This is a genomic window from Stenotrophomonas sp. (assembly GCF_032103445.1).
Lineage (GTDB): Bacteria > Pseudomonadota > Gammaproteobacteria > Xanthomonadales > Xanthomonadaceae > Stenotrophomonas.
Genome location: NZ_DAMDFR010000002.1, coordinates 135657 through 158743 on the forward strand (window position 1 = coordinate 135657; position 23087 = coordinate 158743).

At 62.2% G+C, this 23087-nt stretch carries 20 protein-coding genes; 15 read left to right on the forward strand and 5 right to left on the reverse strand.

Annotation, left to right across the window (positions count from 1 at the left end):
- The first annotated feature begins 3 nt into the window (after positions 1-3).
- From RT551_RS01575 to mmsB, 4 genes are read left to right on the forward strand one after another with little or no spacing between them, the layout of a single operon-like run.
- The gene (locus RT551_RS01575) at positions 4-1170 is read left to right on the forward strand and encodes an acyl-CoA dehydrogenase family protein (RefSeq protein WP_313455218.1); all 1167 of its coding nucleotides are present in this window, start codon (positions 4-6) and stop codon (positions 1168-1170) included.
- Complete coding sequence (locus RT551_RS01580; RefSeq protein WP_313455219.1) at positions 1167-1964, forward strand: enoyl-CoA hydratase; 798 nt, start codon at positions 1167-1169, stop codon at positions 1962-1964. Before RT551_RS01575 ends, RT551_RS01580 begins: the two co-directional genes overlap by 4 nt.
- Complete coding sequence (locus RT551_RS01585) at positions 1961-3136, forward strand: enoyl-CoA hydratase/isomerase family protein (RefSeq protein ID WP_313455221.1); 1176 nt, start codon at positions 1961-1963, stop codon at positions 3134-3136. Before RT551_RS01580 ends, RT551_RS01585 begins: the two co-directional genes overlap by 4 nt.
- On the forward strand, positions 3133-4023 hold the full coding sequence (gene mmsB, locus RT551_RS01590; protein ID WP_313455222.1) for a 3-hydroxyisobutyrate dehydrogenase: 891 nt from the start codon (positions 3133-3135) through the stop codon (positions 4021-4023). Before RT551_RS01585 ends, mmsB begins: the two co-directional genes overlap by 4 nt.
- Positions 4024-4146: 123 nt before the next feature.
- On the opposite strand, the gene RT551_RS01595 is transcribed toward mmsB, so the two are convergent.
- Positions 4147-4572, reverse strand: a complete 426-nt coding sequence (locus RT551_RS01595; RefSeq protein ID WP_311193445.1) for an organic hydroperoxide resistance protein — start codon at positions 4570-4572, stop codon at positions 4147-4149.
- A 109-nt stretch (positions 4573-4681) separates the two neighbouring features.
- Here RT551_RS01595 and RT551_RS01600 point away from each other — a divergent pair, with 109 nt between their 5' ends.
- On the forward strand, positions 4682-5527 hold the full coding sequence (locus RT551_RS01600) for an AraC family transcriptional regulator (protein ID WP_313455224.1): 846 nt from the start codon (positions 4682-4684) through the stop codon (positions 5525-5527).
- Positions 5528-5550: 23 nt separating this feature from the next.
- On the opposite strand, the gene RT551_RS01605 is transcribed toward RT551_RS01600, so the two are convergent.
- Both RT551_RS01605 and RT551_RS01610 read right to left on the reverse strand, forming a co-directional pair.
- Positions 5551-5988: a hypothetical protein gene (locus RT551_RS01605; protein WP_313455226.1), complete on the reverse strand. Its 438-nt coding sequence runs from the start codon at positions 5986-5988 to the stop codon at positions 5551-5553.
- A gap of 141 nt (positions 5989-6129) precedes the next feature.
- A complete protein-coding gene (locus RT551_RS01610) occupies positions 6130-7086 on the reverse strand; it encodes a cation transporter (protein ID WP_313455228.1) in 957 nt (318 codons plus the stop codon).
- Positions 7087-7173: 87 nt separating this feature from the next.
- Here RT551_RS01610 and RT551_RS01615 point away from each other — a divergent pair, with 87 nt between their 5' ends.
- From RT551_RS01615 to RT551_RS01640, 6 genes are all read left to right on the forward strand, one after another.
- The gene (locus RT551_RS01615; RefSeq protein ID WP_313455230.1) at positions 7174-7899 is read left to right on the forward strand and encodes a hypothetical protein; all 726 of its coding nucleotides are present in this window, start codon (positions 7174-7176) and stop codon (positions 7897-7899) included.
- Positions 7900-7920: 21 nt separating this feature from the next.
- Entirely contained in the window at positions 7921-8565 is a 645-nt protein-coding gene (locus RT551_RS01620) for a hypothetical protein (RefSeq protein WP_313455232.1), read from the forward strand.
- 55 nt (positions 8566-8620) lie between these two features.
- A complete protein-coding gene (locus RT551_RS01625; protein WP_313455233.1) occupies positions 8621-10993 on the forward strand; it encodes a peptidoglycan-binding domain-containing protein in 2373 nt (790 codons plus the stop codon).
- A 716-nt stretch (positions 10994-11709) separates the two neighbouring features.
- A complete protein-coding gene (locus RT551_RS01630; protein ID WP_313455235.1) occupies positions 11710-12057 on the forward strand; it encodes a hypothetical protein in 348 nt (115 codons plus the stop codon).
- Positions 12058-12640: 583 nt separating this feature from the next.
- Positions 12641-13213, forward strand: coding sequence for a hypothetical protein (locus RT551_RS01635; RefSeq protein WP_313455236.1), 573 nt, complete (start codon positions 12641-12643; stop codon positions 13211-13213).
- Between the two features lie 274 nt (positions 13214-13487).
- The gene (locus tag RT551_RS01640) at positions 13488-14408 is read left to right on the forward strand and encodes an MBL fold metallo-hydrolase (protein ID WP_313455238.1); all 921 of its coding nucleotides are present in this window, start codon (positions 13488-13490) and stop codon (positions 14406-14408) included.
- 49 nt (positions 14409-14457) lie between these two features.
- Here RT551_RS01640 and RT551_RS01645 read toward each other — a convergent pair whose 3' ends face one another.
- Positions 14458-15357: a LysR family transcriptional regulator gene (locus RT551_RS01645; RefSeq protein WP_313455240.1), complete on the reverse strand. Its 900-nt coding sequence runs from the start codon at positions 15355-15357 to the stop codon at positions 14458-14460.
- A 110-nt stretch (positions 15358-15467) separates the two neighbouring features.
- Between RT551_RS01645 and RT551_RS01650 the strand changes: the two genes are divergently transcribed.
- The 4 genes from RT551_RS01650 to RT551_RS01665 all read left to right on the forward strand — a co-directional run bounded on the left by RT551_RS01650 (position 15468) and on the right by RT551_RS01665 (position 20255).
- Positions 15468-16208, forward strand: coding sequence for an SDR family oxidoreductase (locus RT551_RS01650; protein ID WP_313455242.1), 741 nt, complete (start codon positions 15468-15470; stop codon positions 16206-16208).
- Between the two features lie 6 nt (positions 16209-16214).
- Complete coding sequence (locus tag RT551_RS01655) at positions 16215-16652, forward strand: hypothetical protein (protein ID WP_313455244.1); 438 nt, start codon at positions 16215-16217, stop codon at positions 16650-16652.
- Between the two features lie 1736 nt (positions 16653-18388).
- Positions 18389-18805 (forward strand): hypothetical protein, encoded by a 417-nt coding sequence (locus tag RT551_RS01660; protein ID WP_313455246.1) that lies wholly within the window; start codon positions 18389-18391, stop codon positions 18803-18805.
- A gap of 967 nt (positions 18806-19772) precedes the next feature.
- Complete coding sequence (locus RT551_RS01665) at positions 19773-20255, forward strand: hypothetical protein (protein ID WP_313455247.1); 483 nt, start codon at positions 19773-19775, stop codon at positions 20253-20255.
- 98 nt (positions 20256-20353) lie between these two features.
- On the opposite strand, the gene RT551_RS01670 is transcribed toward RT551_RS01665, so the two are convergent.
- On the reverse strand, positions 20354-21334 hold the full coding sequence (locus RT551_RS01670) for a P63C domain-containing protein (RefSeq protein ID WP_313455249.1): 981 nt from the start codon (positions 21332-21334) through the stop codon (positions 20354-20356).
- Positions 21335-23087 lie beyond the last annotated feature (1753 nt).

Consider the following 23087-nt stretch of genomic DNA (forward strand, 5'->3'; position numbering starts at 1 on the left):
ACCATGAGCCACTCGATGACGACGGAACTCGAAGAAGCGCAGCAGGCCTATAGGGAGGCGGCACGTGACTTCGCCCAGGCCGAACTGGCACCGCACGCCGCGCGATGGGATGCGGAGGGCATCTTTCCGCGCGAGGCGATTGCCAAGGCAGGGGAACTCGGGTTCTGTGGCCTGTACATGGACCCCGAGGTCGGTGGCAGCGGCTTGAGCCGTCTGGACGCCGCCGTCGTCATCGAGGAGCTCGCCAACGTGGACCCGTCCACTGCGGCGTATATCAGCATCCACAACATGGCCTCGTGGATGGTGTCGACCTGGGGCCAGGACGGGCTGCGTGCACACTGGTGCACCGACCTCTCGGCCGGTACCAAACTCGCTTCGTACTGCCTGACCGAACCCGGCGCGGGCTCGGACGCCGCGTCGCTGAAGACCACCGCTGTGAGGGACGGTGACCACTTCGTGCTGAACGGCTCCAAGGCCTTCATCTCCGGTGCCGGTGCCACCGAGCTGCTGGTGGTGATGGCGCGTACCGGTGGCGCTGGTGCGGGCGGCATCAGCGCGATTGCGGTGCCGGCCGATCTGCCGGGCATCAGCTTCGGCCGCAAGGAAGAGAAGATGGGCTGGAACAGCCAGCCCACCCGTGGCATCACCTTTGAGAACGTACGCGTGCCGGTCGACCACCTGCTGGGTGACGAAGGCAGCGGTTTCAAGCTGGCCATGAAAGGTCTGGACGGCGGTCGCATCAACATCGCCGCCTGCTCGCTGGGCGCGGCGCAGGGTGCGCTGGATGCCGCGCGCCGTTACATGGGCGAGCGTCGCCAGTTCGGCAAGACCCTGGCGGATTTCCAGGCGCTGCAGTTCAAGCTCGCCGACATGGTCACCCAGCTGGTGGCTGCGCGGCAGATGGTGCACAGCGCCGCGCGCAAGCTCGATGCCGGTGCAAGCGACGCCAATGTGTGGTGCGCGATGGCCAAGCGTTTCGCCACCGATGCCGGCTTCCAGATCTGCAACGAAGCGCTGCAGATCCATGGCGGTTACGGTTACATTCGCGAATACCCGATTGAACGCCTGCTGCGTGACAGCCGCGTGCATCAGATTCTGGAGGGCACCAACGAGATCATGCGTGTGATCGTGGCCCGCCACCTGCTCAACACCGAAGAGGAACTGCGATGATGGATTGGCGCAAGCACGAACACACCGGTCTGAAGGTCGAGGCCGATGGCCACGTCGCCGTCGTGACGCTGGACAATCCGCCGGCGCACACCTGGACCGTGCACAGCCTGTCCGCGCTGCGCGACCTGGTCGGCGCGCTGAATGCCGACAAGGACATCTACGCCCTGGTGATCACCGGTGGCGGCGAGAAGTTCTTCTCCGCCGGTGCCGACCTCAAGCAGTTCGCCTCCGGCGACAAGGCTGCCGCACGCGAAGCCGCACGCCGTTTCGGCGAAGCCTTCGAAGCGCTGTCCGGCTTCCGTGGCGTCTCCATCGCCGCCATCAATGGTTACGCCATGGGCGGCGGTCTGGAATGCGCGCTGGCCTGCGACCTGCGCATCATTGAAGAACACGCCCAGGTGGCGCTGCCGGAGGCCACCGTTGGCCTGCTGCCGTGCGCCGGTGGTACCCAGAACCTGACCCGCCTGGTCGGCGAGGGCTGGGCCAAGCGCATGATCCTGCTCGGCGAGCGCATTGACGCGGATACCGCGCTGCGTATCGGCCTGGCGGAAGAGAAGGTGGCCAAGGGCGCGGCCAAGGCGCTGGCACTGGAGTGGGCGCACAAGGCCGAGAAGCAGAGCCCGACCAGCATCGCCGCCTGCAAGACCCTGGTGCAGTTCACCCGCACCGGTTCGCACGCCGCTGCACTGGTCGCCGAGCGTGAGGCCTTCGTCGATCTGTTCGACCGTGCCGACCAGGCCGAAGGCGTGAACGCCTTCCTGGAAAAGCGTGCACCGCAGTGGAAGAACGCATGAGCAGCGCGCCGTCGATGGACGAGGCCCCGGTGCTGTTCGAAGAGCGCAGTGCCGCCAACGGCAAGCGCATCGGCATCGCCACGTTGAATACGCCGCGCACCCTCAACGGTTTCTCGCTGCCGATGGCGCATCTGCTGCTGGAGCGTCTGCAGGCCTGGGCCGACGATGCCGGCATCGCGCTGGTGGTGCTGCTGGGCGCAGGCGAGAAAGCCTTCTGCGCCGGTGGCGATCTGCACAGCCTGTACAAGAGCATGCAGGCCTACCGCGCAGACGGCAGCACCGACGTGCGCGACAACGCCTACGCGGCGGAGTTCTTCGATGTGGAGTACCGCGTCGACTACGCCATCCACACCTATCCCAAGCCGATCCTGTGCTGGGGCCATGGCATTGTCATGGGCGGTGGCATCGGCCTGATGTCCGGTGCCAGCCACCGTGTGGTCAGCGAGCGCAGCAAGCTGGCGTTCCCGGAGATCACTGTCGGCCTGTTCCCCGACGTTGGCGGCAGCTGGCTGCTGCCGCGCGTGCCGGGCAAGGGTGGGCTGTTCCTTGCCCTCACCGGTGCCACCCTCAATGCCGGTGATGCCATCTACGCGGGTCTGGCCGACATCCACATCGCCGAAGCCAACCGCCCGGCCGTGTTCGACGCGCTGGCCGGCGTGCACTGGAGCGATGACGCCCAGCGCAATCACACCCAGCTCAGCACCCTGCTGCTGCAGCACGCCAGCGATGCCGCCACCGGCCCGCTGCTGCGTAATGCCGCCAGCATCGACGCGCTGTGCGAAGGTGCCGATGTCGCCGACGTGGTCGCTGCCATCAGCGCGCTGAAGACCGAAGATCCCTGGTTGCAGACCGCGCAGGCCACCTTGGCCGCCGGTGCCCCCGGTTCGGCACGGCTGGCCTGGGAACTGCAGAAGCGCGCCGAAGGTGCTTCGCTGGCCGACGTCTACCGCTTCGAGTACGTCGCCGCGCTGCACTGCGCCGCCCATGGCGACTTCGCCGAAGGCATCCGCGCGTTGCTGATCGACAAGGACCGCAGCCCGAAGTGGCAGCCGGCCACCCTGGCCGAGGCCACCCCGGCCTGGGCCCAGACCTTCTTCGTTTCGCCGTGGGACGACGCCACGCATCCGCTGGCCGACCTCGGTGCCACCGTTACTGAAAGGAGCCTTGCATGAGCCGTATTGCATTCATTGGGCTGGGCAACATGGGCGGGCCGATGGCCGCCAACCTGGCCAAGGCCGGCCATGCCGTGCGCGTGTTCGACCTGGTGCCCGCCGCCGTGCAGGCCGCCGTGGACGCCGGTGCCACCGCCGCCACCTCCGCGCTGGACACGCTGACCGACGCCGAAGTGGTGATCAGCATGCTGCCGGCCAGCCGCCATGTGGAAGGCGTGTACCTCGGCGAAGACGGGCTGCTGGCCGACATTCCCGGCGGCGCGCTGGTGATCGACTGCAGCACCATTGCGCCGGCCACTGCACGCAAAGTTTCAGAGGCTGCAGCCGCACGCGGCCTGCAGATGCTCGACGCGCCCGTCTCTGGCGGCACCGCCGGTGCGGCAGCCGGCACGCTGACCTTCATTGTCGGTGGCGAAGCCGATGCGCTGGAGCGCGCCCGCCCGCTGCTGCAGGCCATTGGCAAGAACATCTTCCACGTCGGTGCGAGCGGTGCCGGTCAGGTCGCCAAGCTGTGCAACAACATGGCGCTGGGCGTGATCATGGCGGTCACTGGTGAGTCGATCGCGCTGGGCGTCGCCCACGGCCTGGACCCGAAGGTGCTCTCGCAGATGATGGCGGTCAGCACCGGCCGCAGCTGGGCCACCGAAGTATGTAACCCGTGGCCGGGCGTGCTGGAAAATGCGCCCGCCTCACGCGGCTACAGCGGCGGCTTCGGCAGCGACCTCATGCTGAAAGACATGGGCCTGGCCGTAGAGGCCGCCATGAGCGTGGGTGCTTCCATCCCGCTCGGCGAACTGGCCCGCAACCTGTACTCCATGAACCACCAGGCCGGCCGCGGCAAGCTCGATTTCTCCAGCGTCGTCCAACTCGTAACAAGCGATAAGTAACCCGGTAGCGCCGGCCGTTGGCCGGCCCTCCTGATAACCAAACGCATCCCGTAAATGGGATCCACCGCGGTGGGATGGGCGGTTGCCAAGCTTCAACGCCAGGCAGCCGCCCATTTTTATGCCTCAGACAATCGTCAACGTCACATCGATATTGCCACGCGTGGCATTCGAGTACGGGCAGACGATATGTGCCTTCTGCACCAGTTCTTCCACCTGCTCACGCGGCAAACCCGGCACGCTGATCTGCAGCTCGGCTTCAATACCGAAGCCAGTCGGAATCTGACCGATGCCCACGCGGCCCGTGATCTGCGTCTCGGCCGGCAGTGCGACCTTGGCCTGACCCGCCACGAACTTCAGCGCGCCCAGGAAGCAGGCCGAATAGCCGGCTGCGAACAGCTGTTCCGGGTTGGTGCCCGTGCCGCCCGCACCGCCCAGCTCACGCGGGGTGGACAGCTGCACGTCCAGCACGTTGTCCGACGAGACGGCGCGGCCTTCGCGACCGCCGGTTGCGGTGGCCTGGGCGGTGTACAGAACCTTTTCAATCGACATGGGATATCTCCTGGCTGTGAAGGGGTGAACCGTTGTTGAGGTGTACTTTGCCTGTAAGGGGTGGACGTGTGGCAACATGGCGTCCAGAAAACTTGATCTGGAGTCCGCCATGGTCGACCGCCTGCAATCCCTGCTCAGCCGTTTCGCGGTCCGTGCCGAGGTGTTCCATACCGGTGCTTTGACCGGCACCAATGATCTGCCCGGCGATGGCGAGCGCGGCCAGCTGCATCTCATCCGCGATGGCCGCATCCAGGTGAGACATCAGGATGGCTCGGTGCTGGACATCGACCAGCCCAGCATCCTGCTGTATCCCCGCGCCCACGCGCACCGTCTGGTGGTGGACCCCAGTACCGGCGCAGGCACCGCCTGTGCCCACGTGCAGTTCGAAGGCGGCATCAACAACCCTATCGTCAACGCCTTGCCGCCGGTGATCTGCCTGCCGCTGAAGGAACTGTACGGCGGCGCGCCGATTCTGGAGGTGCTGTTCGAAGAAGCCTTCGCCCAGCGCTGCGGTCGCCAGGCCCTGCTGGATCGCCTCTTCGAAATCGTCCTGATCCAGGTGCTGCGCGTGCTGATGGAGAACGGCCAGCTGCGGGTTGGGTTGCTCGCCGGCATGGCGCATCCCCGTCTGCGCCACGCACTGGTCGCCATGCACGAAGCGCCGGCCGAAGAGTGGACGCTGGAAAGCCTGGCCCAACGTGCGGGCATGTCGCGCAGCGCCTTCGCCGACAGCTTCCGCGACACCATCGGCAGCACGCCGGGCCATTACCTGCAGGGCTGGCGCACCCGGCTGGTGCAGCAGGCGCTGCGCAAGGGGCAGCCGCTCAAGCGCATCGCGATGGATGTGGGCTATGGCAGCGAGGCGGCGTTGTCGCGCGCGTTCAAGGCGCAGACCGGGCAGTCGCCCCGGCAGTGGAAGCAGGGTGTGGAAACCAGGGCTGCCGTGACGGCCTGAGGGACCGTCACGGCAGAAGCGTGCTACTGGATGTTGAGCGGATCGTCGCCCTTCTTGTACGCATAGCCGGTCATTACCCAATGCCCACCGTGACCGGTGGAAGGTTCGGTCCACTGGAACGTCCACGACTGCATCGTGCCGTCTGGCAACGTGTTTTCCACGCTATAGACCTCGCCCGGGTAGCCGGAGTCCGGCAGCCCGCCGGGCGGCGTCGGCGAGTTGCGCTGGGTGAGCGGGAAGTGCTGAATTCTTTCTACCGACACCACGCTTGCGCCGCTCAGTGGTTGAAACCGGGGCGCATGTTTCGAGACCCATGCGAGTACTTTCTTTCCCTCGCTCTGGTCCGCTGCCCAGGTGTGGTTGACGACAACGGTGGCGCTCGATGGCGCTTTCGCTACCGCCACACCGGTGGCACTGGCTGCCAGTACAAGCGCGAGCATTGCTGGAACGATCAACCTCATAGCATTCACTCCCTTGATCACACGCGATGCGGATTCATCGCGCCGGATCGAAGCTAATGCAGCGCCTGCACCATCCCGAATGCAACAAATTGCATCCTACCGTTGTGCGGGATCAAATCTGACCCCGGCCGACACCCAGCCTCAGATCGTCCACTCACGATCCGTCGTAAACATGATCGTCAACCACCGGTCCGGCGATTCCTCCCCCAGCGCCTCACCGATCTCATCGCGCAGCCGGTCCCATTCAACCAACGCACGCGGCGGATCATTTTCCGGCACCACAAAGAACAGCTCGATCTGATCACCGCGCCCCACCTTGGCCACATAGCTGCGGTGCTCAATGAAGCCATGCTTGGCCACGACCGCCCGCGCCACATCATCCACATGCGCCTGCAAATCCACAGGCGTGATCAGCAGAATGTCCGACAGTGCCCGTCGTACCGTGCCCAGTGGGGCCAACACCACGAACGCACACACCACCAGCAGAATCGCCGGATCGATGTACGGCACCACCCAGGCCCACTGGGTGTCGCGCAGCAGCCAGCCGCCGCCAAACGCCAGCAGGTATGCCCCGGACATCGCCGCAGCCACCATCCAGTTCTTCGCATCCAGCCCCACGAACTCCGAGCCGATGCGCCGGTTCGCCCGCCGTACGAAGATCGCCAGCGCACTCTCGGCAATGATCGACAGCACCGCGAACACAATCGCCGGCCCCAGCGCGATATGGCGTCCGCCCGACATCAGCGCGTCCACGGCATTGACCGCCGCATACAGCGCCGCCCCGATCATCAGCGTGCCGCTGACCCCCAGCACGATCGGCTCCAGGTGCCAGAAGCCCATGGTGAAGCGCTGGTTCAAGCGGGACTGCAGCGCATCCACATTGGTGGACAGGCTGATCAGCCGCACCACCAGCAGCGACAGCCAGGTCATCACCACGTCGATCAACCCATAGATGCCGTCGAAGATGATCAACGAGGAGTTGGCCAGCAGCCCGAACGCCACCGCGGCGGCAGCCATCGCAAACGAGGCCGCAATCGACAGGCTCAGCACCCCCTGTTCGGTGGTGGGGTCGAAGCGGGAAGGGCGGGTGCTTCGCATGGCGGGGGGGCGTGAATGGGCGTAACCCATTGTGCATGTCGCCCGTGACAGGCCATGAAGATCGCCTGTAAGTGACTGATATGAATGATGGAAAAACCGGCGCGGCAGCCCAGCGTCATCAAATTGACGGCCATCCCGTACAATCGCCTCAGCGCAGCCGTGGGGACGGTTGCCGACCGGACGTGGGAGCCGTATCGCCGGGCGGTAACGAACCGCTGTGCAGAATGGATGCTCAACTACCGCCGTGCGCCCCGACAGGGCCAGGCATTACGCAGGGAGAAGCGGAACGTGAACTTGAATACCTCGAATCCGGCGATGAGCGCAGCCGCCTGCCGTGCTGCGTTGCTGACACTTTGCCTCGGACTGGTTGCCGTCCATCCTGCCGCCGCCGCTCCGCAGACGTCCTCGGCACCTGCCGCGGAGACGATCAGCGATGAGGACATGGATCCGGGCCTGGACGATTCCTACAACGTCGCAGACCTTCGTCCGCAGTACAAAGCGTGCATCGACGCCAGTGACGCGGTCATGCCGAAGGTGCAGGCATGCCAGGAACAGGAGTTTGTCTACCAGCGTGGGCGCATGCGCGCCGCCCTGGCCCGGATCGACGCCGGCCCGGACAGCTACTTCAAGGACGAGATCGGCAACTGGCAACACATCTATATGCAGAGCACCGACATTAGCTGCACGAACCTGGAGGAACGGGGTCCGGCAGGCGAAGGGCTGTCTTGCCGCATCAACCGATACGCCAACCGCGCACGCGCGCTGGAAGGACTAGCGGACATGGCAGACAAGGCATACGCGAAGGGCAACTGACACACGAAGGAGAAGCGCAACGTGCAGAACATCAACTCGAATACCTGGAACCTGGCGTCGGCCGCAACGCGCGGTGGTGCTTTGCTGGCGCTTTGCCTGGCGATGGCCGCCTGCAAACCGTCCACCCCCGAAGCGGGTATTGCTGCCGAACCCGCCGTGGCAGCGCCGGCCAAATCCGAGCCGACAGCCGCAACACCCGCCACTGCACCGGCTTCGTCCGATGCGCCTGCCGCGGCCACTCCGCAGGCACCTGCGGCACCGGTCACGGCCGCGGACACCGTGAGTGACGAAGACATGGATCCGGGCCTGGACGATTCCTACAACGTCGCAGATTTCCGTCCGCAGTACCGCGCGTGCATCAAAGCCACTGACGCGGTGATGCCGGCAATCGCGGCGTGCCAGGACGAAGAGTTGGCCTACCAGGAGAAGAGGCTGCGCGCTGCCCTGGCCCGGATCAACGCCGGCCCGGATGGTTACTTCAAAGACGAGGTAGGCAACTGGCAGGCCGAGTACATGCGCCACACCAACATCAACTGCGGCGAAAAGGAAAAGAACGGCCCGGTGGGTGAGGGCCAGTCGTGCTTCATGAATCGCTATGCCAATCGCGCAGACGCGCTGGAAGCGCTGGCGGACATGGCGGACAAGGCAAACGGAAAAGGCAACTGATACACCATGAAGAATGGAACAACAAAGTAATTCACACCGCAAAGGAGTGTAGGAAATGGATGTAGTTGATCAAGCAAAGCAGAAGATGGACGCCTGGCACATGGGCCAGACGTCCGAGAAGCGTGAATCCGGCGGACGCGGTCCGGGCCTGGTATCGACCGGTGAGGGTGATCACGGTGGTATCTCGTATGGCACCTATCAGTTCTCCAGCAAAACCGGTGGGGTTGCCGAGTACCTCAAGTCATCCGCGTATGGCGACAAGTTTGCTGGGCTGGATCCAGGAAGCCCGGAATTTGGCGCGAAGTGGAAGGAAGTCGCCGCCGCTGACCCCGCTGGCTTTGCCAAGGACCAGCACGATTTCATCCAGACGCTGTATTACGACAAGCAGATGGGTCGCCTGCAGGACCTCGGCATTGACCTTTCCGGTCGCGGTGCAGCTGTGCAGGACGCGCTGTGGAGCACCTCGGTCCAGTATCGCGAGTTGACCCCTTCGGTGTTCCAGAAGGGGCTCAAGACCGCGTACGGCGACAACTACAACCTGGCCGAGCTGACCGACGAGCAGATCATCCGCGCCGCGCAGGACTACAAGGTTGCCAATGTCGAGAGCAACTTCAAGAGTTCGCCCGACTTATGGGACAGTCTGCGCAACCGCGCGGTCGCCGAGAAAGCTGATCTGGTCGCGCTCGCCCGCTACGACGAGGTCAATCGCAATCCTGAGCCGTACAAGGGCAAGGATTACCAAGAGGCCTTCGGTGAGCCCGAGCCGCAGCAGTCGCGCGGTCGTGGGCGTGGCAACCCGATGGCCGACGGCGTAATGGTGAACGGTGAGCGTGGCGCGGAAGTTGAAGCGCTGCAGAACAAGCTGATCGCCGCCGGCTACACCGGCAAGGACGGCCAGCCGCTCACGGCGGACAAGCACTACGGCGACAACACCGAGCATGCGGTGCGCGAGTTCCAGAAGGCCCACGGCCTGACCGAAGACGGCAAGGCTGGCAAGAACACGCTGGATGCACTGGACGCTGCCGTGCGCGAGCAGGGTAATGCCGGTCCCGCGCCTGCTGCACCTGCTGCACCTGCGGCGCCGGCAGCTCCGGTCGCACCCGTGGCCCCGGTAGCACCCGCGGAGCCTGTTCAGGAGCAGGCTGCACCGGCCCGCGATCTGACGTCGGGCGAGCGCATCAAGGTGGTCGAGCCGATGGGCAGCGCCGACAACAAGGCCAACCGCACCATCCCGCATGGCACCTCGGGCGAAGACGCGTTCCGGGACATGCAGATCCATCACCCCAAGACCAACCGCGAGGCGGTGCGCACGGGTAATGCTGCCATCGCCGACCGCCACTCGGAAATGATCGAGGGCGAGCTGGAAACCACCCGTCGGGATTTCGACCGCAACGGCATCCCGCTGGTGCACAAGGATCTCATCCTGACCAACCAGCGCAACGAGCGCGACATCATGATCCCCAACCCGGTTGCGGGCTATGTGGAGGTCAAGGAAAACGCCTGGAACTCGGTCAGCATCTGGAGCCACCCGGCCGGTCACCCCGAGCGCGAGCTGGTGGGCCAGGTGCTGCACGGCGAGCGCGGCAGCTCTCCGTACAAGACCGGCGACTATGTCGAGTACGGCGCGCCGCTGATCAAGCAGTCCGACGCCGGTTCGCCGGGCGCGGTGCATGCGCACATCGAGCTGGAGCCGGACCAGTACCGCAAGTACCTGGGCGACATGCTCAATGATCGCCTCACCCTGGACCAGAACGCACCTACCCGGAATGCGATGTCCGACGGCATGCTCACCAAGACCGAGCGTGGCGATGAGGTCAAGGCGATGCAGGAAAAGCTGGCGGGTCTGGGTTACCAGGGCAAGGACGGCAAGCCGCTGTCCACCACCGGCTACTTCGGCGACGACACCTTCGCCGCTGTGCAGAAGTTCCAGCGCGAGCATGGCCTGAAGGACGACGGCAAGGCCGGCGACAAGACCCTGACCGCGCTCAAGGACGCCGTCGCCGAGAAGGCGCAGGCCCCGAAGGAGCCGAGCATGCGCGACGCCTCGCACGCCGACAACGGCCGTTACAACCAGGCCGTGGACAAGCTGCAGAACCTGGAACAGCAGCGTGCCCAGGGCGGACTAAAGCCGCTGTATGCCGACAAGGAACAGCTGGAACGCGTCGCCGGCCAGATGGTGGTGTCCAGCAAGGCCGCCGGCATGCAGCAGATCGACTCGGTGGTCGCCCGCCCGGACGGCACCGGTGTGATCGCCGTGCAGGGTACCCTGGGCGACCCGGCCTCGCGCCGCGCGCTGGTGGAACACAACCAGGCGGCCCAGCAGACCGTGGAAGCCAGCACCCGTCAGGCCGACACACAGAGCCAGTCGCAGCAGCAGGATCAGAACCAGAACCAGCAGCAGGAACAAAACCGCTCGCGCGGGATGTAAGCGTTGCAAATGGCCGGTGGCGTGCAACGCGCCACCGGCTGATGCCGGCTGGATCACGGGGTGTACTGGTGGGGTCGGTCGACAGACGACCGCACTGAAATCACCCGCGCCCGGTAACGCATGACCTGTATCGAAATGGGAATGTCGGCCAACGGCCGGCATTCCGCTTCGCCAGTTTCTTTGCGTTACCGCATGTTGATACGTTCACGGCGGTCGTCTATCGAGCGACCCTACCTGCCTCAGGCATCGCGCGAGAGGCGTGATGCGGAATGCGTCAGGCATTACGCGCACGGACGCGGTCATGCGGGTCGATCGCGTCGCATGACCGGTCAGAACATCCCATCGAGTCGATGTGACGTCGCAAACTCAATGCGCATTTCGCGGCGCTGCGATCGATTGATCCTTTCAGTTCAGGGACACGCATCTCAAAATTTGCGTGCCAATCCCGACAATGGCTCGATTGCGAGCGCCTGCGCGCAACCTCCTGTCGCAAATGCCAATTTCATTCCATGGCAGAAGAGCGCACTGTCCGCCCCGGGTGTTACAGCCCGTTCATGGCAAATAATTGTTTGTGCATCCCTGAGTCGGGAGGGTGGTTAATACAACACCCTCGTGAGGGGGAAATACGCCACACCGTACGCTATGAACGGCTGTAAACCTCCCGACCTCCCCTCGCCGCAATGGCGAGGGGTCTTCATCGACGACAGAGATTTCATATGCACAAGAACCGCGCAGCCGCGCCTGATCGTGACGCAACCTCCTCAGAAACCACCGGCCTGACCCAGCGCTGCCGCTGCTGCAACAGCCTGCTGCGGCCACCGGTGCTATCCAACCAACCCGTACCCTTCATTCTGCTGCACGGCACATGGCTGCACGATATGGGCATGAGAGTGGGCGCACGCGTGATCGTCGAGGCCGGCCTCGGCCTGATCACCGTAGCGCTGATCGGCCCCCGCGACCTCGTGGATGAGGTGACGCCCAACGGCCCCGACGGCGAGATCCACCAGATTCACTTCACCGACGTGCACGCCGACCCGATCCGGCAGATGTCATCTGCGGCTTAGCTCGCCCCAGAACAGCGCCCGGCGTTCGCCGGGCGCAACAACACGTACACCCTGACTTCCCAACCTACCTCTTGAAAATCCAACAACTAACCGCCCTGGTCCCCTTCGGCCCCCGCACCCACCGAATCCGCAAGAACCGCGGACACCGCCGCACCGCCTTACGCAGCAGATAAACCGGCGGAAGCTCAACCCCCAACCCTTGCGCGGCGGCATGCACCGCAACCAGCCGAATCGCCAGCAGCTTCGGATCCATGGAATGGTTCCTGATCACCTCATTCTCCAACCCTTTGTTCGCCGCGGTCCAGAAGCGTTCGATCATCTGATCCTGCGTCCACACGTCCTGCATCTTCAGTTCTCCCATAGGCCTAACGGCTAAAGGCCACAACTGAAGGGATTCTCCGACCCAGCCGGGCACATGGAAATTCCGCATGACGCAATCGGCGCAATTGTGTCGCGCTTCCCATGCGTCATGTGACGTGAACATCGGGAAGGAGCTACAGAGTATTCTGGGGCCGGGATTACGACAGACTTTGTGAGCAACATGGGGGTCTAGTTGATGAGGTGCGCAGAAGGAATTGTCTTCATGCTCCTGGTTCTGGTGCCGTTCGCTTCGGCTGCTTCAGAAGACCGTGCATCCAAACTCGCAGAGAAAAAATTGTGGGCGTACTCTGAGAAGATTGCGCTCGCGCTACCCGGTGATGGTCGCGATGTGTCGGCGCTTGCCTTCCCTTCTGATCGATCGGGTATGGCGTCTGAAAACAGCGAGCAGCATGCCTCGGCCACTGAGATAGGTCCGTCCCTTGCAGCTGTGAATACGGTAGTGGTAATTGCGAAGAACGCGCAGGCTGATTCAGTGTCTTTCGAATTGAAGGGTAGCTGTGTTCCATTCAAGTCACTTCGGTCGCGATACCCGAGTCTCCTTGTTCTGGACTACCCGCGCGATGAGAGTGTGCTCGCCAGACACACCTTTGGAGCCTTGGTCGGCGATTCAATCATCGCGTACTCGTTCCCCGCCGCCCAATCGGGCTGTATGAATCATGTGGAAGTGTCGCTGGCTGCTTCAATCACGGCGAAAACGGTGGGCAGTGCCGGTGGTTCCGGTAGCGTCGGTCGAAAGACGACGGCCGATGGCGGTGGTCGGCACGGTAACGAGTGAACACCAACGCAGAAGCGCCTTCCCGTCTAAGGTCATGCGTTCCAGCAGTGACAAGTGCTACGAGCCGTCGTCTGTCGACCGACGCTACCAAAGCGAATCAGGTATTCAGCGTGGCGCAACGTCCCATGATTGATTCCCAAAGAGCAACATCACGTGCCCGCCCACGCGCCTACCGCCATAGCGGCGCGCTACCTAAGCTGCCTCCACACGGCACATGCCGTGCCACGCCAGCCCGCGCCCCTGCCCGCTAGCCAATTCATGTGGAGACCTCGTCATGTTCAGCCTTGAAAATGCCGCCGCGCCCGTTGCCCCAGCTCTGGATGAGCTGGTGCCCTCACGCTATGCCCTGAAAGTGGGTGATATCGAAGTCCTGGTGATCAGCGATGGCGTTCTGCCGCTGCCCACCCAGATGCTGGGTCACAACGCATCCACGTCAGAACGCGCCGAATGGTTGGAGGAGATGTACCTGCCGCAGGAAGTCCTCGACTGGCCCCTGAATGTGATGGTGGTGCACAGTGGCGATCGCACCATCCTGCTCGACGCCGGGCTCGGCATGGATCCAGACCTGCAGTTGCCGCGCGCCGGGCAGCTGATCCACCGGCTCGGTGCGGCCGGCATCGACCTGGCGGAGATCACCGACGTGGTGATCACCCACATGCACATGGACCACATCGGCGGTCTGCTGATTGACGGCGTGAAGGAACAGCTGCGGCCGAACCTGAAGATCCACGTCGCCGCCGCGGAAGTGGAGTTCTGGAAATCGCCGGATTTCAGCCGCACCAACATGCCGCAGGGCTTCCCCGATGCGCTGCGGGCCACCGCCAAGCATTTCTGGGCTGAGTACAGCGGCTATGTGCACACCTTCCAGGACGAGCAGGAGATCGCGCCGGGCGTGACTGCCCGCCGCACCGGCGGCCATACCCCAGGCCACTGCGTGGTGCGGGTGGCCTCTGCTGGCGAGGCGCTGACCTTCGCCGGTGATGCGGTGTTCGCGGTCGGCTTCGACCAGCCGAACTGGCACAACGGTTTCGAACACGACCCGGAAGAATCGGCGCGCGTGCGCATCGCCCTGCTGCAGGAACTGGCAGGCACCGGCGAAATGCTGGTGGCCACGCACCTGCCGTTCCCGTCGGTGGGCCGGGTGTCGCTGGAAGGCGATACCTTCCGCTGGGTGCCGGTGTTCTGGGATTTCTGATTCAACCTATACGACAGGGGCGCACAGTCGCCCCTGTCGGTCCGGCGGGTCATTGTCGGTCATCCAGGATCCGGCGCACCTCTGCTTCAACAAAGTCAGTGAGCAGACGAACGCGCGCCGGCAGAAGGCGGCCAAACGCATGGATGTACTGCAAGGGGAGGCTGGGAAGGGGCAGCGATGGGAGCACCTGCACCAGTGCGCCGCTGTCGAGGTCGTGCTGCACGGTGCAACGCGTCAGGTGTGCCACGCCCACGCCGGCGAGTGCCGCCGCACGGAGCGCGGCACCGGTATTCAGGCCAACCCGGCCTCTTGGCTGCACGCTGGTTCCGTCGGCGAACATGATGGCGGCAGTTCGGCTCTCGAACAGGTATCGCAGCATCGGCATCCTGCGCAGGTCATCTGGCGTGCCGGGCATGCCATGGCGCGACAGCAACGCCGGGGAGGCCACCAGGATCATCGTCAATGAGGCGATAGGGCGCGCCATCAGCTCGCTGTCTGCGGGATGGCCGATGCGGAATGCGACGTCGTAGCCCTCACGAATGACATCGACAAGATGATCAGACAACGACAGGTCCAGTTCCAGTCCAGGGTGGGCGTCCAGGAAGCGGGTGGCTAAAGGCTCGAGCAGCAGCCGCCCGATCTCACTCGGCATGCTGACGCGGAGCAGGCCGCGCGCATCACCATCGGTGCGGATCGCATCGGCCGCATCCTCCAATCCTCGCAGCAGTGGAGCCACGCGCTCGAACAGGGCCAGCCCTTCCTCGGTTGGCTGCAGATACCGGGTGGACCGGTGGAAGAGTTTCGCACCCAGCTCGGCTTCAAGCCTGGTGATCGACTTGGACACCGATGAAGGCGTCAGACCGAGTGCACGCGAGGCTGCACTGAACGACCCCGCTTCCACAGAGCGCACGAAGGCCAGCAAGGTGGCCGTGTTGCTGAGCAGGTTCATCTGTGACTCCTTGGAACAACTGAAGTTCGACAGCTCGTCTTCCGGCCGGGACGGGTGAGGACTAAGGTCTGCGCATTCCCCAGATGCAAGGTATATCAGCTATGAAACGAATGGAAAACAAGGTCGCGCTCATCACCGGCGGCAATAGCGGCATCGGTCTGGCGACGGCCTGTCTGTTCGCCCGTGAGGGTGCGCAGGTGGTCATCACCGGACGCCGGCAAGGCGTGCTGGACGAAGCGCTTGAGCGCATTGGCCACGGCGCGATTGGATTGCGCGGGGATGTTGCCGATCTCGAGCATCATTCCCAGGCAGCGGCGTACGTGCGTGACACATTTGGCAGCCTCGACGCATACGTGGTCAACGCCGGCGTGCTGACCATCAATGAATCTGCCGCCGTATCTCCCCAGGAGTTCGATTCGCAGTTCTCCATCAATACGCGCGGCGTCTTCTTTGGCGTGCAGGCGACGGTCCCGGTGATGCGACAGGGATCAAGCATCATCGTCACCAGTTCGCTGGCATCAGCAAGGGTGCTGCCGGGCCACGCCGTGTATGCCGGCGCAAAGGCGGCGATCGAAGCATTCGCGCGTAGCTGGGCGCTCGAGCTGAAGGACCGTCGCATACGCGTCAATGTGCTCAGCCCGGGCCCTGTGGATACCGCCATCGTGGAGAAGCTGGGCGTGCCCGAGTCGGATCGCGCAGCCTTTCTTCAGTCGATGAGCGACCGCATCCCGGCGGGGCGCATGGGTGAAGCAGAGGAACTGGCCAATGCTGCACTCTTTCTCGCTTCAAGTGAAAGCAGTTTCGTAAACGGTGCCGAGCTGCGCGTTGACGGCGGCATGTTCCTTTCTTGATACCTGTTGGAGATCACCACCATGACGACTCAATCAAATACTGAATTGCTGAACTTCATCGACGTGCTGGCGGAAACGGGCAGCCACTACCGCATGGACGAGATGGAGGCTTTGTATACGGATGACCTGGCTTTCCTGGTCCTGACCCCGGAGGGCGGGGTTGTACGATTGTCGCGCGACGACATGTTCCAGGAATTCCGCGAGCGTGGTGCTGCGGGTGAACCGCCGCTCTCCACGGAGAAGCGGGTGCTGCATGTGGAGCAGGATGGCGACACCGCGGTCGCGGTTCTGTACCGACGCATGGGAGCATCTGCCTACCCCGCGCTGTACGAGTTGCGCCTGCGCTACAGCGCAGGGCGTTGGCAGGTATGCGGCGAGACCGTTTCACCATGGCCAGACCTCGCCAAGGCGGTAGGCTTCCTGCCTCCGCGTCAGAGCACTTGAACGGTTGAGCTGATTTATCGGGCTGCGTATCAGTGCCCAACAGCATCGTGAAGGTTCCGCAGCGCTGGTAGCGTCGGTCAACAGACGACGGCCGATATCGGTGATCGGCACGGTAAAGAGAGACAGGTAAACGAAGGATCCTCTCGCCGCCCAAAGCTCATGCGCTTCAATGGTGATTGTCGGAATGCGGCATGCTGGGACATGGGCATGCATCCATGCTTGGGCATAGACCCTCCATCTACGAGCTCTGTAGATTCAATCCGCGTGCAGTAGAAGAAGAGAATTCTGAATCAAGAATTCGGATTTATCCGAGTGTAAACGTTCCAGCTTCGCTCTAAGGTTGGTTCTCCATCTTGGTAGATAAATTGTGACTCTCGATGAGTAGATTTCTCCTTCACGTTGTCCTTCTGCTTGCGGTTCTGGTTCCATTCCCGAGCGGAGCAGTTTCTCCGATAGACGGTGAGACCGCGCTACATCACCTCACTCTCAGGTTTCATGTTGATGGCCGGGAGGTCATGACCCCTTCTGTATCAATGACATCAGAAGGGCCAGTTCGACTTTCCATCGGCTCTTCGTCCGAGCGCGGGCACACGTTGGTGCTGGATATTGATGAGGTCGCGGTTGACGCGGCAGGAGGTGCGCCCGTACTTCATGCCGTCCTGTGGGAGGGGGGTGAAGGGAGCGGACTGCGGCTTGTTGACGAAGTCATGGTGCTGGACGGGTCGTCGGCGGCGAGCCGACATGTGGTGAACTCGAGTGTGGCCAAGCCAACGCTGAGTGGAAAAGTTGAAACATCCGTTGAGCTGATATCTCATGCTGTGGAGATAAAGTCTGTAGCTGAGCTTGGTCCCGCGACACAGTGCGCGCCTCGCAGCCCAGGAAGTGGCGGTGCGAGGCCAGCCAAAGATCCCTGCTGCACCAGAAAGTGTCCGAACTCAAACGACAATTTGAGCTGCTGCGGCCCGCCAGGAACCCAATGCCGCGGATGCGGGGTTTCCTGCATAACTGGATGATCCTCCGCGACTGCATGCTTTCAGACGTCACCCCGGGATATGTTGCGTCAATGGAATCGCATCCTGCTCTGAAGGAGCTGCAGACCTCTGGCACCATTCGCATTGATACGCTTCTCCTAAGTGAGTATCGCGGGCTCGTCGGTAGGGAGGTGCGCGGGCATTCTGCGAATCACCGAAGTATCAAGGATCAGTCGCCGTACCTCCATCTGAAACGTCACCAGATCCGATCGAGATGTACTGGATATGCCGCCACGGGATGCTGATATCTTGGTTCTCGTCGTGGTGTGAAATGCGAGCGAGGTAAGTCTTGGGAGCGTGGTCAACTGTTCCAGTGGAAGCGTCTCGCGCCCGGCCTATTCCGGGCGCGAGACGTTACGCCCTCAATCTCTTCCCTTGTACCCTATGTGCCATTCTTGGTGGCGTCAGTCGACAGACGAAGGCCGGTATCTCCGATCGACGCGGTGACGAGTGACCATCAGCGAGGAAACGCATCTTCGTTCAAAAGTTCATGCGTTACAGCAGTGATTGGTGGTGCCGGCTGTCGTCTGTCGACCGACGCTACCAAGGCAACATCGATCCAGTCGTGGTCCGAGCGCTGCATGAGGTTGAGCGCAATTGCGCTGCCGCAGAATCAGAGTTCTCCGAGGTCAATCCGTTCGGGTGACCGTTAGAGTTTCGCGTTCATTCCGATAACACAGGTGACGCATGTCTCGCTTAATCCACATGCTGCTGCTCGCATCGAGCTTCGTGCTCGCTGTTTCAGCTCCGGTGGCCGCGCTCGAGATGGCCGTCAGTACGGAGAACACCCACGTTCTCTCGCTCAGAGTGATGACCCATGACACGGAAGTCATGGCACCGGTGCTGCATGTAGCTGCCGGTGCCCCGGCGTCAGTGGCCATCAGCAATCACGAAGGTCCGATGTACACCTTGGTTACCATCGTCCAGCCGCCGGTGGTGGATGGCACACCCACCGCAGGTGGCGTGCAGGTATCACTATGGAGTGGCGATCAAGATACCGGCACCCGAATCGTCGACGGAAGGGTGACCGTCAATGGCACCCGTGTTCTTGGCGACGGGCAGGGCACCACGGTGGAGCTGATTTCCCACGCTGTGTATGAGGCACAAGGACAATGCGGATGAAGCAGTCGGCGCTAGCGCCGGTAGCGTCGGTCGACAGACGACGGCCCATACCGGTGATCAGCAAGGTAACGAGTGACCATCAACGCAGATGTGCGTCTCCGTTCGAAGGTCATGCGTTACAGCAGTGATGGGTGTTACGAGCCGTCGTCTGTCGACCGACGCTACCAAAGCAGCCACATTCAGCGGTTGCAGCCAACAGCCCGACCAGCAGCAACAGCGCCCGCAGCAACCGGAACCCAATGCGGCGAACCACCCCCAAAAGCCACCATTCACCCCAGGCAGGTAAACTATTGATTGCGCGGGCAAACCCCGCCCCCATAGCCCCACCTGTCCATGACCCTGCCTGCCCCCACCGCCGCGGACCGCTACGCCGCTTCCCTGCGCCTTTCCGTCGCTCCCATGATGGACTGGACGATGTGCGTCAAAAAGCATATATAAATCAGCACGATGAAGATATTTGGCGACTACGCGTAGCACTTTCGTAGCGTCATCGGATATGCGGCGGAACTACCGGCGCTTGCCGATCGCATGATCAAGTGGGGAAGTCGCCCCGACAACGATCTGGGTTGACCGTTCTGTTGTAGGAGATGTGTCCAAATGGGAGGGGTATGTGCGAATACGACGCTAGCAGCATTGGACGATTGAATGTGCCGCCTACGAGGTGGGAGCTTTTATTGGCTCGGCCGGTGAATACTTGGACCGTGGAGGACTGGACGTACGCCGTAATTCGTACGGACGATTGCCATGTAAGTCGGGCGCAAGCAATGGATATCCTGCGCAAAGCGTATCCGGAGCTGGGACGTGAGTTTTCCTATGTTTTAGAGGTATGGGAAGCTGGCTACGGCCCTAAGGACTCGGCTTCCTGAGGAGACTGATTGGCTGGATAAGGGCACTCTCGCGTCTTCCAACGAAAGATGTACGATGCAGCCAGGTCCCGGATTGGCCGGGGAGAACCAAGGAGATGGTAATGAGCTACCCGGCAGATGCGTTTGTGCGGGTCACGAACGGGCGGGGACCGGATGGCGCACTGGTGTACGTGCGGGATTTTTGGGCCCTGATGACTCACCAGCATGGATTGCATGGTCGAGTCGACAAAAACTTGATCCTGACAGGGAAAGATGCGGGGGCAATCTATGGAAGGTTCTCCGATACGGGGCTTGCCACGGCGCCAGGTGTCAAGGCTGAGGTCAGAATTGTGCCCGAGGATCGCATCGTCAACGGTAGCCACACCACTCATTCCGCAGTCGTCATCTCGCCGGAGGGTGGCCTCCAATTTTGGGGGCATCTCCAAGGCTCCGACGCCCATCGGTACGGGTTCTTTCTAGATGGCTCCCCGGTTGCTGAAGAGGAGCACGAGCTGGCCCCATTCGTCATGTTCACGAGGTTCCAGGTATGGCTGTCGCGCGACGGACTGTTGCTGAGTGACAAGCCGCTTTTTACGGTTGGCTAGCCGAACTTGATGATTCTGAGGCTAGAGGGTCAGAAATGTCCCGGCCACGGTCGGGACGTTTCTGCGGACGGATAGATCCTGATTAACGTCGGGCATGACTAAATATCAAGCTTCAACTGGTCGCTCAGCTTAGGGTGAACCATCTCAAGTTTCTCTTCAAAGTCCGTGTAGTCACGACTAAGCTTCATGACCGTCACAACCGATGCCAGATGCTCACGAAGCTTGGGATGACCGATGTCAGCTGATAGCCTTTGGTGCAGACGAGCCTTCTTCTGATCTCTTGCCGCCTGTGCCTTCAGCTCCTTGCGCAAGCCCGGGGCAAGCCTGTCGTAGACGACGTTGTTCGTCAGCGTCCCAAAGTACGGTGGGTACGTGTTTCCTTCCGAGGGAAATGGCAGGCCCCGTAGTCGGCACATATGTTCGTAGTAGTCAATTGGGAAGGTCTTGACCCATGGCTGCAGCTCTTTCGCCACGTAGGCTTCCAGAATCTTGGCCAGAGCGTCACGCGCGCGATCCTTCTGATAACCCGTCGCCTCGTCTACTAGGGCAATGATGCCGACTCGAGCAAAGCCCCGGGTGAGTAGGTCGGCCTGAGCTACATACCTGTGATCTTGTTCAGTGGTAACAAGCCCCAGATCCCTAGCGGTCAGTATGGCCTCACAGATTTCCTGAAGGACTGTCGCTTCAAAACCGTCACTGGGAACATTGTCGCCGCGCGGAGATTTTCCGACGAACTTAATCGGAGAGTCGATGGCCACCGATAAGTCGCTGTTCTTGTAAGTTTTTATCAGCTTGTGGCCCGATATTCGTGCGGCACCTTGCCCACGACCTTTCATCCCGATCGCGGAGGTGAGGCCGCGACCGGAAATGACGCGCCTACCATCATCCAGCACAAAACAGGCAAGCGACTGGCCACCTACTTCGATGGTTCCAGAGTGAGTTGCCTTGGGGAGCATTGCCATTTCGCGCTTGGCTGCCAACGCCTTTTGTGAAATCTCTTTTCGCTTCTCCGGACTCAGGGATGCAGCTCTTGCCTTCCCTCCGACAGCCTTGCCCGTGACGCCACCTTCAGTATCCATTTCCACGGCCTCTGTTTGGTAGTGGGTTCACATTAGCATGCAATTCATAAAATGCAAGCACGTACCTTGCATGTAGGGCCACGCAAGCTGGTTGCATGAATCTCAGCGCGCTGCCGTGGCCCAGGAAACCCCAGGGTTGGCGGCCGTCCGCGCCTTCACTGCGCACTGCGCAACGATCCCAAGCTACTCGCGCGCCGAGGTGTGGGGCGTCTCTGAAGGCCATCCGGGGGAGTACGGAGCGGAGGCGGAGCTCACCGGTTCGAGATAGCACCCGGTGAAGCCCGGCCGAAACCGGGCGACGTGACAGGTTTTGACGTCATGGCAGAAGGTAGCTGCGCAGCCGCATTTGGTGATCATTCCAGATCGACTTCAACTTCTGTCGAGCGGAGCTAACGGCCTGTCGCGATATGCCAAGCTCCCTAGCGATCTCAGACTGCGAGTGACCTTCCTGGAGGAGTACCCAGACCCGCTCCTTCAGGCTTGGGTCCTTGCGAGCATTAGGTGACCTTACACCTGAGTGAACTCGATCGTAGGCAAGGCGGCGAAGCATATGCTCATCCGGGTGCGGTAAACCTGGTAATTCAAAAGCGTAAGCGGACGCCGAAAAATTGCAGACCGCTTCTAGCTCTTTCAGGAAGGCAGCTTTGTATCGCAAGTCACTTCGATACCGGGACTTCGGGTTGCTTGGATCGTGGACGTCGCAGAAGCGGGCGCTTCTCTGGCCGCTGCTCAGCAACTGCGGGGATTTGGTCGTGGCCACCCACCGCATGCTGGGACGCCAGCAAAGCTCACAGCATGTCTCGCTTCCGGGCGCGTGATCTGGCACGCGTCCCAACACCGCATGGTTCTTGTGACGTGGGCGGAGTCGCTTCAGAAGATGCAGGATCTCGCGCATCAGGTCCAACGAACCTGTAAAAGAAGCTGATGCTGGCGGCGCGACGCCCCTGGCATCGTCACAGGAGTGGATGGCCAGACGCAGGCACTGGATCCAACGTTCCATGGCGGAAATGGCTTCGTCTGCAGGCGATAGGCTCGTCCCATGGGAATCGGCGGTGCACAGGTGGCGCACTGCCGGGTACGTCGCCAGCTGCGCCATTACGGAAGCTCTGGGCTGACGCCAACCACCAGACGGACGGAACCCTCCAAGCAGCTTCGAGTCCCATGGTCCTGGATAGGCAAGGGCATCAGCAAACGGTAGATCCAGATGGCGTTTGAGCAACGCCCACACCGAGTATCGACGCGAGGTGAGTGTGTGCGACGCGGAAAGTGCCCTCGCGAAGTCAGATGCGCCTGACCTGAGTGCGGTGGGGCAGTTCTCATAGGTCGCGACAGCTTTGTGGATGCGGGTGCTGATGGATTTCATGTCAACCAATTCTGACATAAATGAAAGCCCATAAAGCAGCCTTGGTGACCTATCGTCGCGTCATGTAACAAGAACTCATTGGAAGCAACGTGAGCACTCGAGCGCTGTTGGTTGACCTATATGGTCCATTGCTGACCTACGAACAGCTGGCGAAGATCCTCGATAGGACGGCCGCCAGCCTACGGACCAATCTGAGCAGGCGCGATAGTGCGTCGGGTCAGATGCTGGCATCCGCCAGGATCCGGGTAGGTCGCCGCGTGTACTTCAGCACAGAGCGAATCGGAGAGCTCCTCGATGGCCAGCAGGACCAGCGCCTGGGGGCGTGCGTATGAATACCGTGTTTCTCCTCATGGCAGAGTATGAAACCGCGCAGATACCTCTGGAAAGACT

Bases quoted from the DNA above. Each gene is read 5' to 3' on its own strand.
- RT551_RS01650 (WP_313455242.1), top strand. From the start codon at position 15,468: ATGGAAAACAAGGTCGCGCTCATCACCGGCGGCAATAGCGGCATCGGT.
- RT551_RS01585 (WP_313455221.1), top strand. From the start codon at position 1,961: ATGAGCAGCGCGCCGTCGATGGACGAGGCCCCGGTGCTGTTCGAAGAG.
- RT551_RS01610 (WP_313455228.1), bottom strand. From the start codon at position 7,086: ATGCGAAGCACCCGCCCTTCCCGCTTCGACCCCACCACCGAACAGGGG.
- RT551_RS01625 (WP_313455233.1), top strand. From the start codon at position 8,621: ATGGATGTAGTTGATCAAGCAAAGCAGAAGATGGACGCCTGGCACATG.
- RT551_RS01660 (WP_313455246.1), top strand. From the start codon at position 18,389: ATGCTGCTGCTCGCATCGAGCTTCGTGCTCGCTGTTTCAGCTCCGGTG.
- RT551_RS01630 (WP_313455235.1), top strand. From the start codon at position 11,710: ATGCACAAGAACCGCGCAGCCGCGCCTGATCGTGACGCAACCTCCTCA.
- RT551_RS01600 (WP_313455224.1), top strand. From the start codon at position 4,682: ATGGTCGACCGCCTGCAATCCCTGCTCAGCCGTTTCGCGGTCCGTGCC.
- RT551_RS01670 (WP_313455249.1), bottom strand. From the start codon at position 21,334: ATGGATACTGAAGGTGGCGTCACGGGCAAGGCTGTCGGAGGGAAGGCA.
- RT551_RS01665 (WP_313455247.1), top strand. From the start codon at position 19,773: ATGAGCTACCCGGCAGATGCGTTTGTGCGGGTCACGAACGGGCGGGGA.
- mmsB (WP_313455222.1), top strand. From the start codon at position 3,133: ATGAGCCGTATTGCATTCATTGGGCTGGGCAACATGGGCGGGCCGATG.
- RT551_RS01605 (WP_313455226.1), bottom strand. From the start codon at position 5,988: ATGAGGTTGATCGTTCCAGCAATGCTCGCGCTTGTACTGGCAGCCAGT.
- RT551_RS01575 (WP_313455218.1), top strand. From the start codon at position 4: ATGAGCCACTCGATGACGACGGAACTCGAAGAAGCGCAGCAGGCCTAT.
- RT551_RS01595 (WP_311193445.1), bottom strand. From the start codon at position 4,572: ATGTCGATTGAAAAGGTTCTGTACACCGCCCAGGCCACCGCAACCGGC.
- RT551_RS01645 (WP_313455240.1), bottom strand. From the start codon at position 15,357: ATGAACCTGCTCAGCAACACGGCCACCTTGCTGGCCTTCGTGCGCTCT.
- RT551_RS01640 (WP_313455238.1), top strand. From the start codon at position 13,488: ATGTTCAGCCTTGAAAATGCCGCCGCGCCCGTTGCCCCAGCTCTGGAT.
- RT551_RS01635 (WP_313455236.1), top strand. From the start codon at position 12,641: ATGCTCCTGGTTCTGGTGCCGTTCGCTTCGGCTGCTTCAGAAGACCGT.
- RT551_RS01615 (WP_313455230.1), top strand. From the start codon at position 7,174: ATGGAAAAACCGGCGCGGCAGCCCAGCGTCATCAAATTGACGGCCATC.
- RT551_RS01580 (WP_313455219.1), top strand. From the start codon at position 1,167: ATGATGGATTGGCGCAAGCACGAACACACCGGTCTGAAGGTCGAGGCC.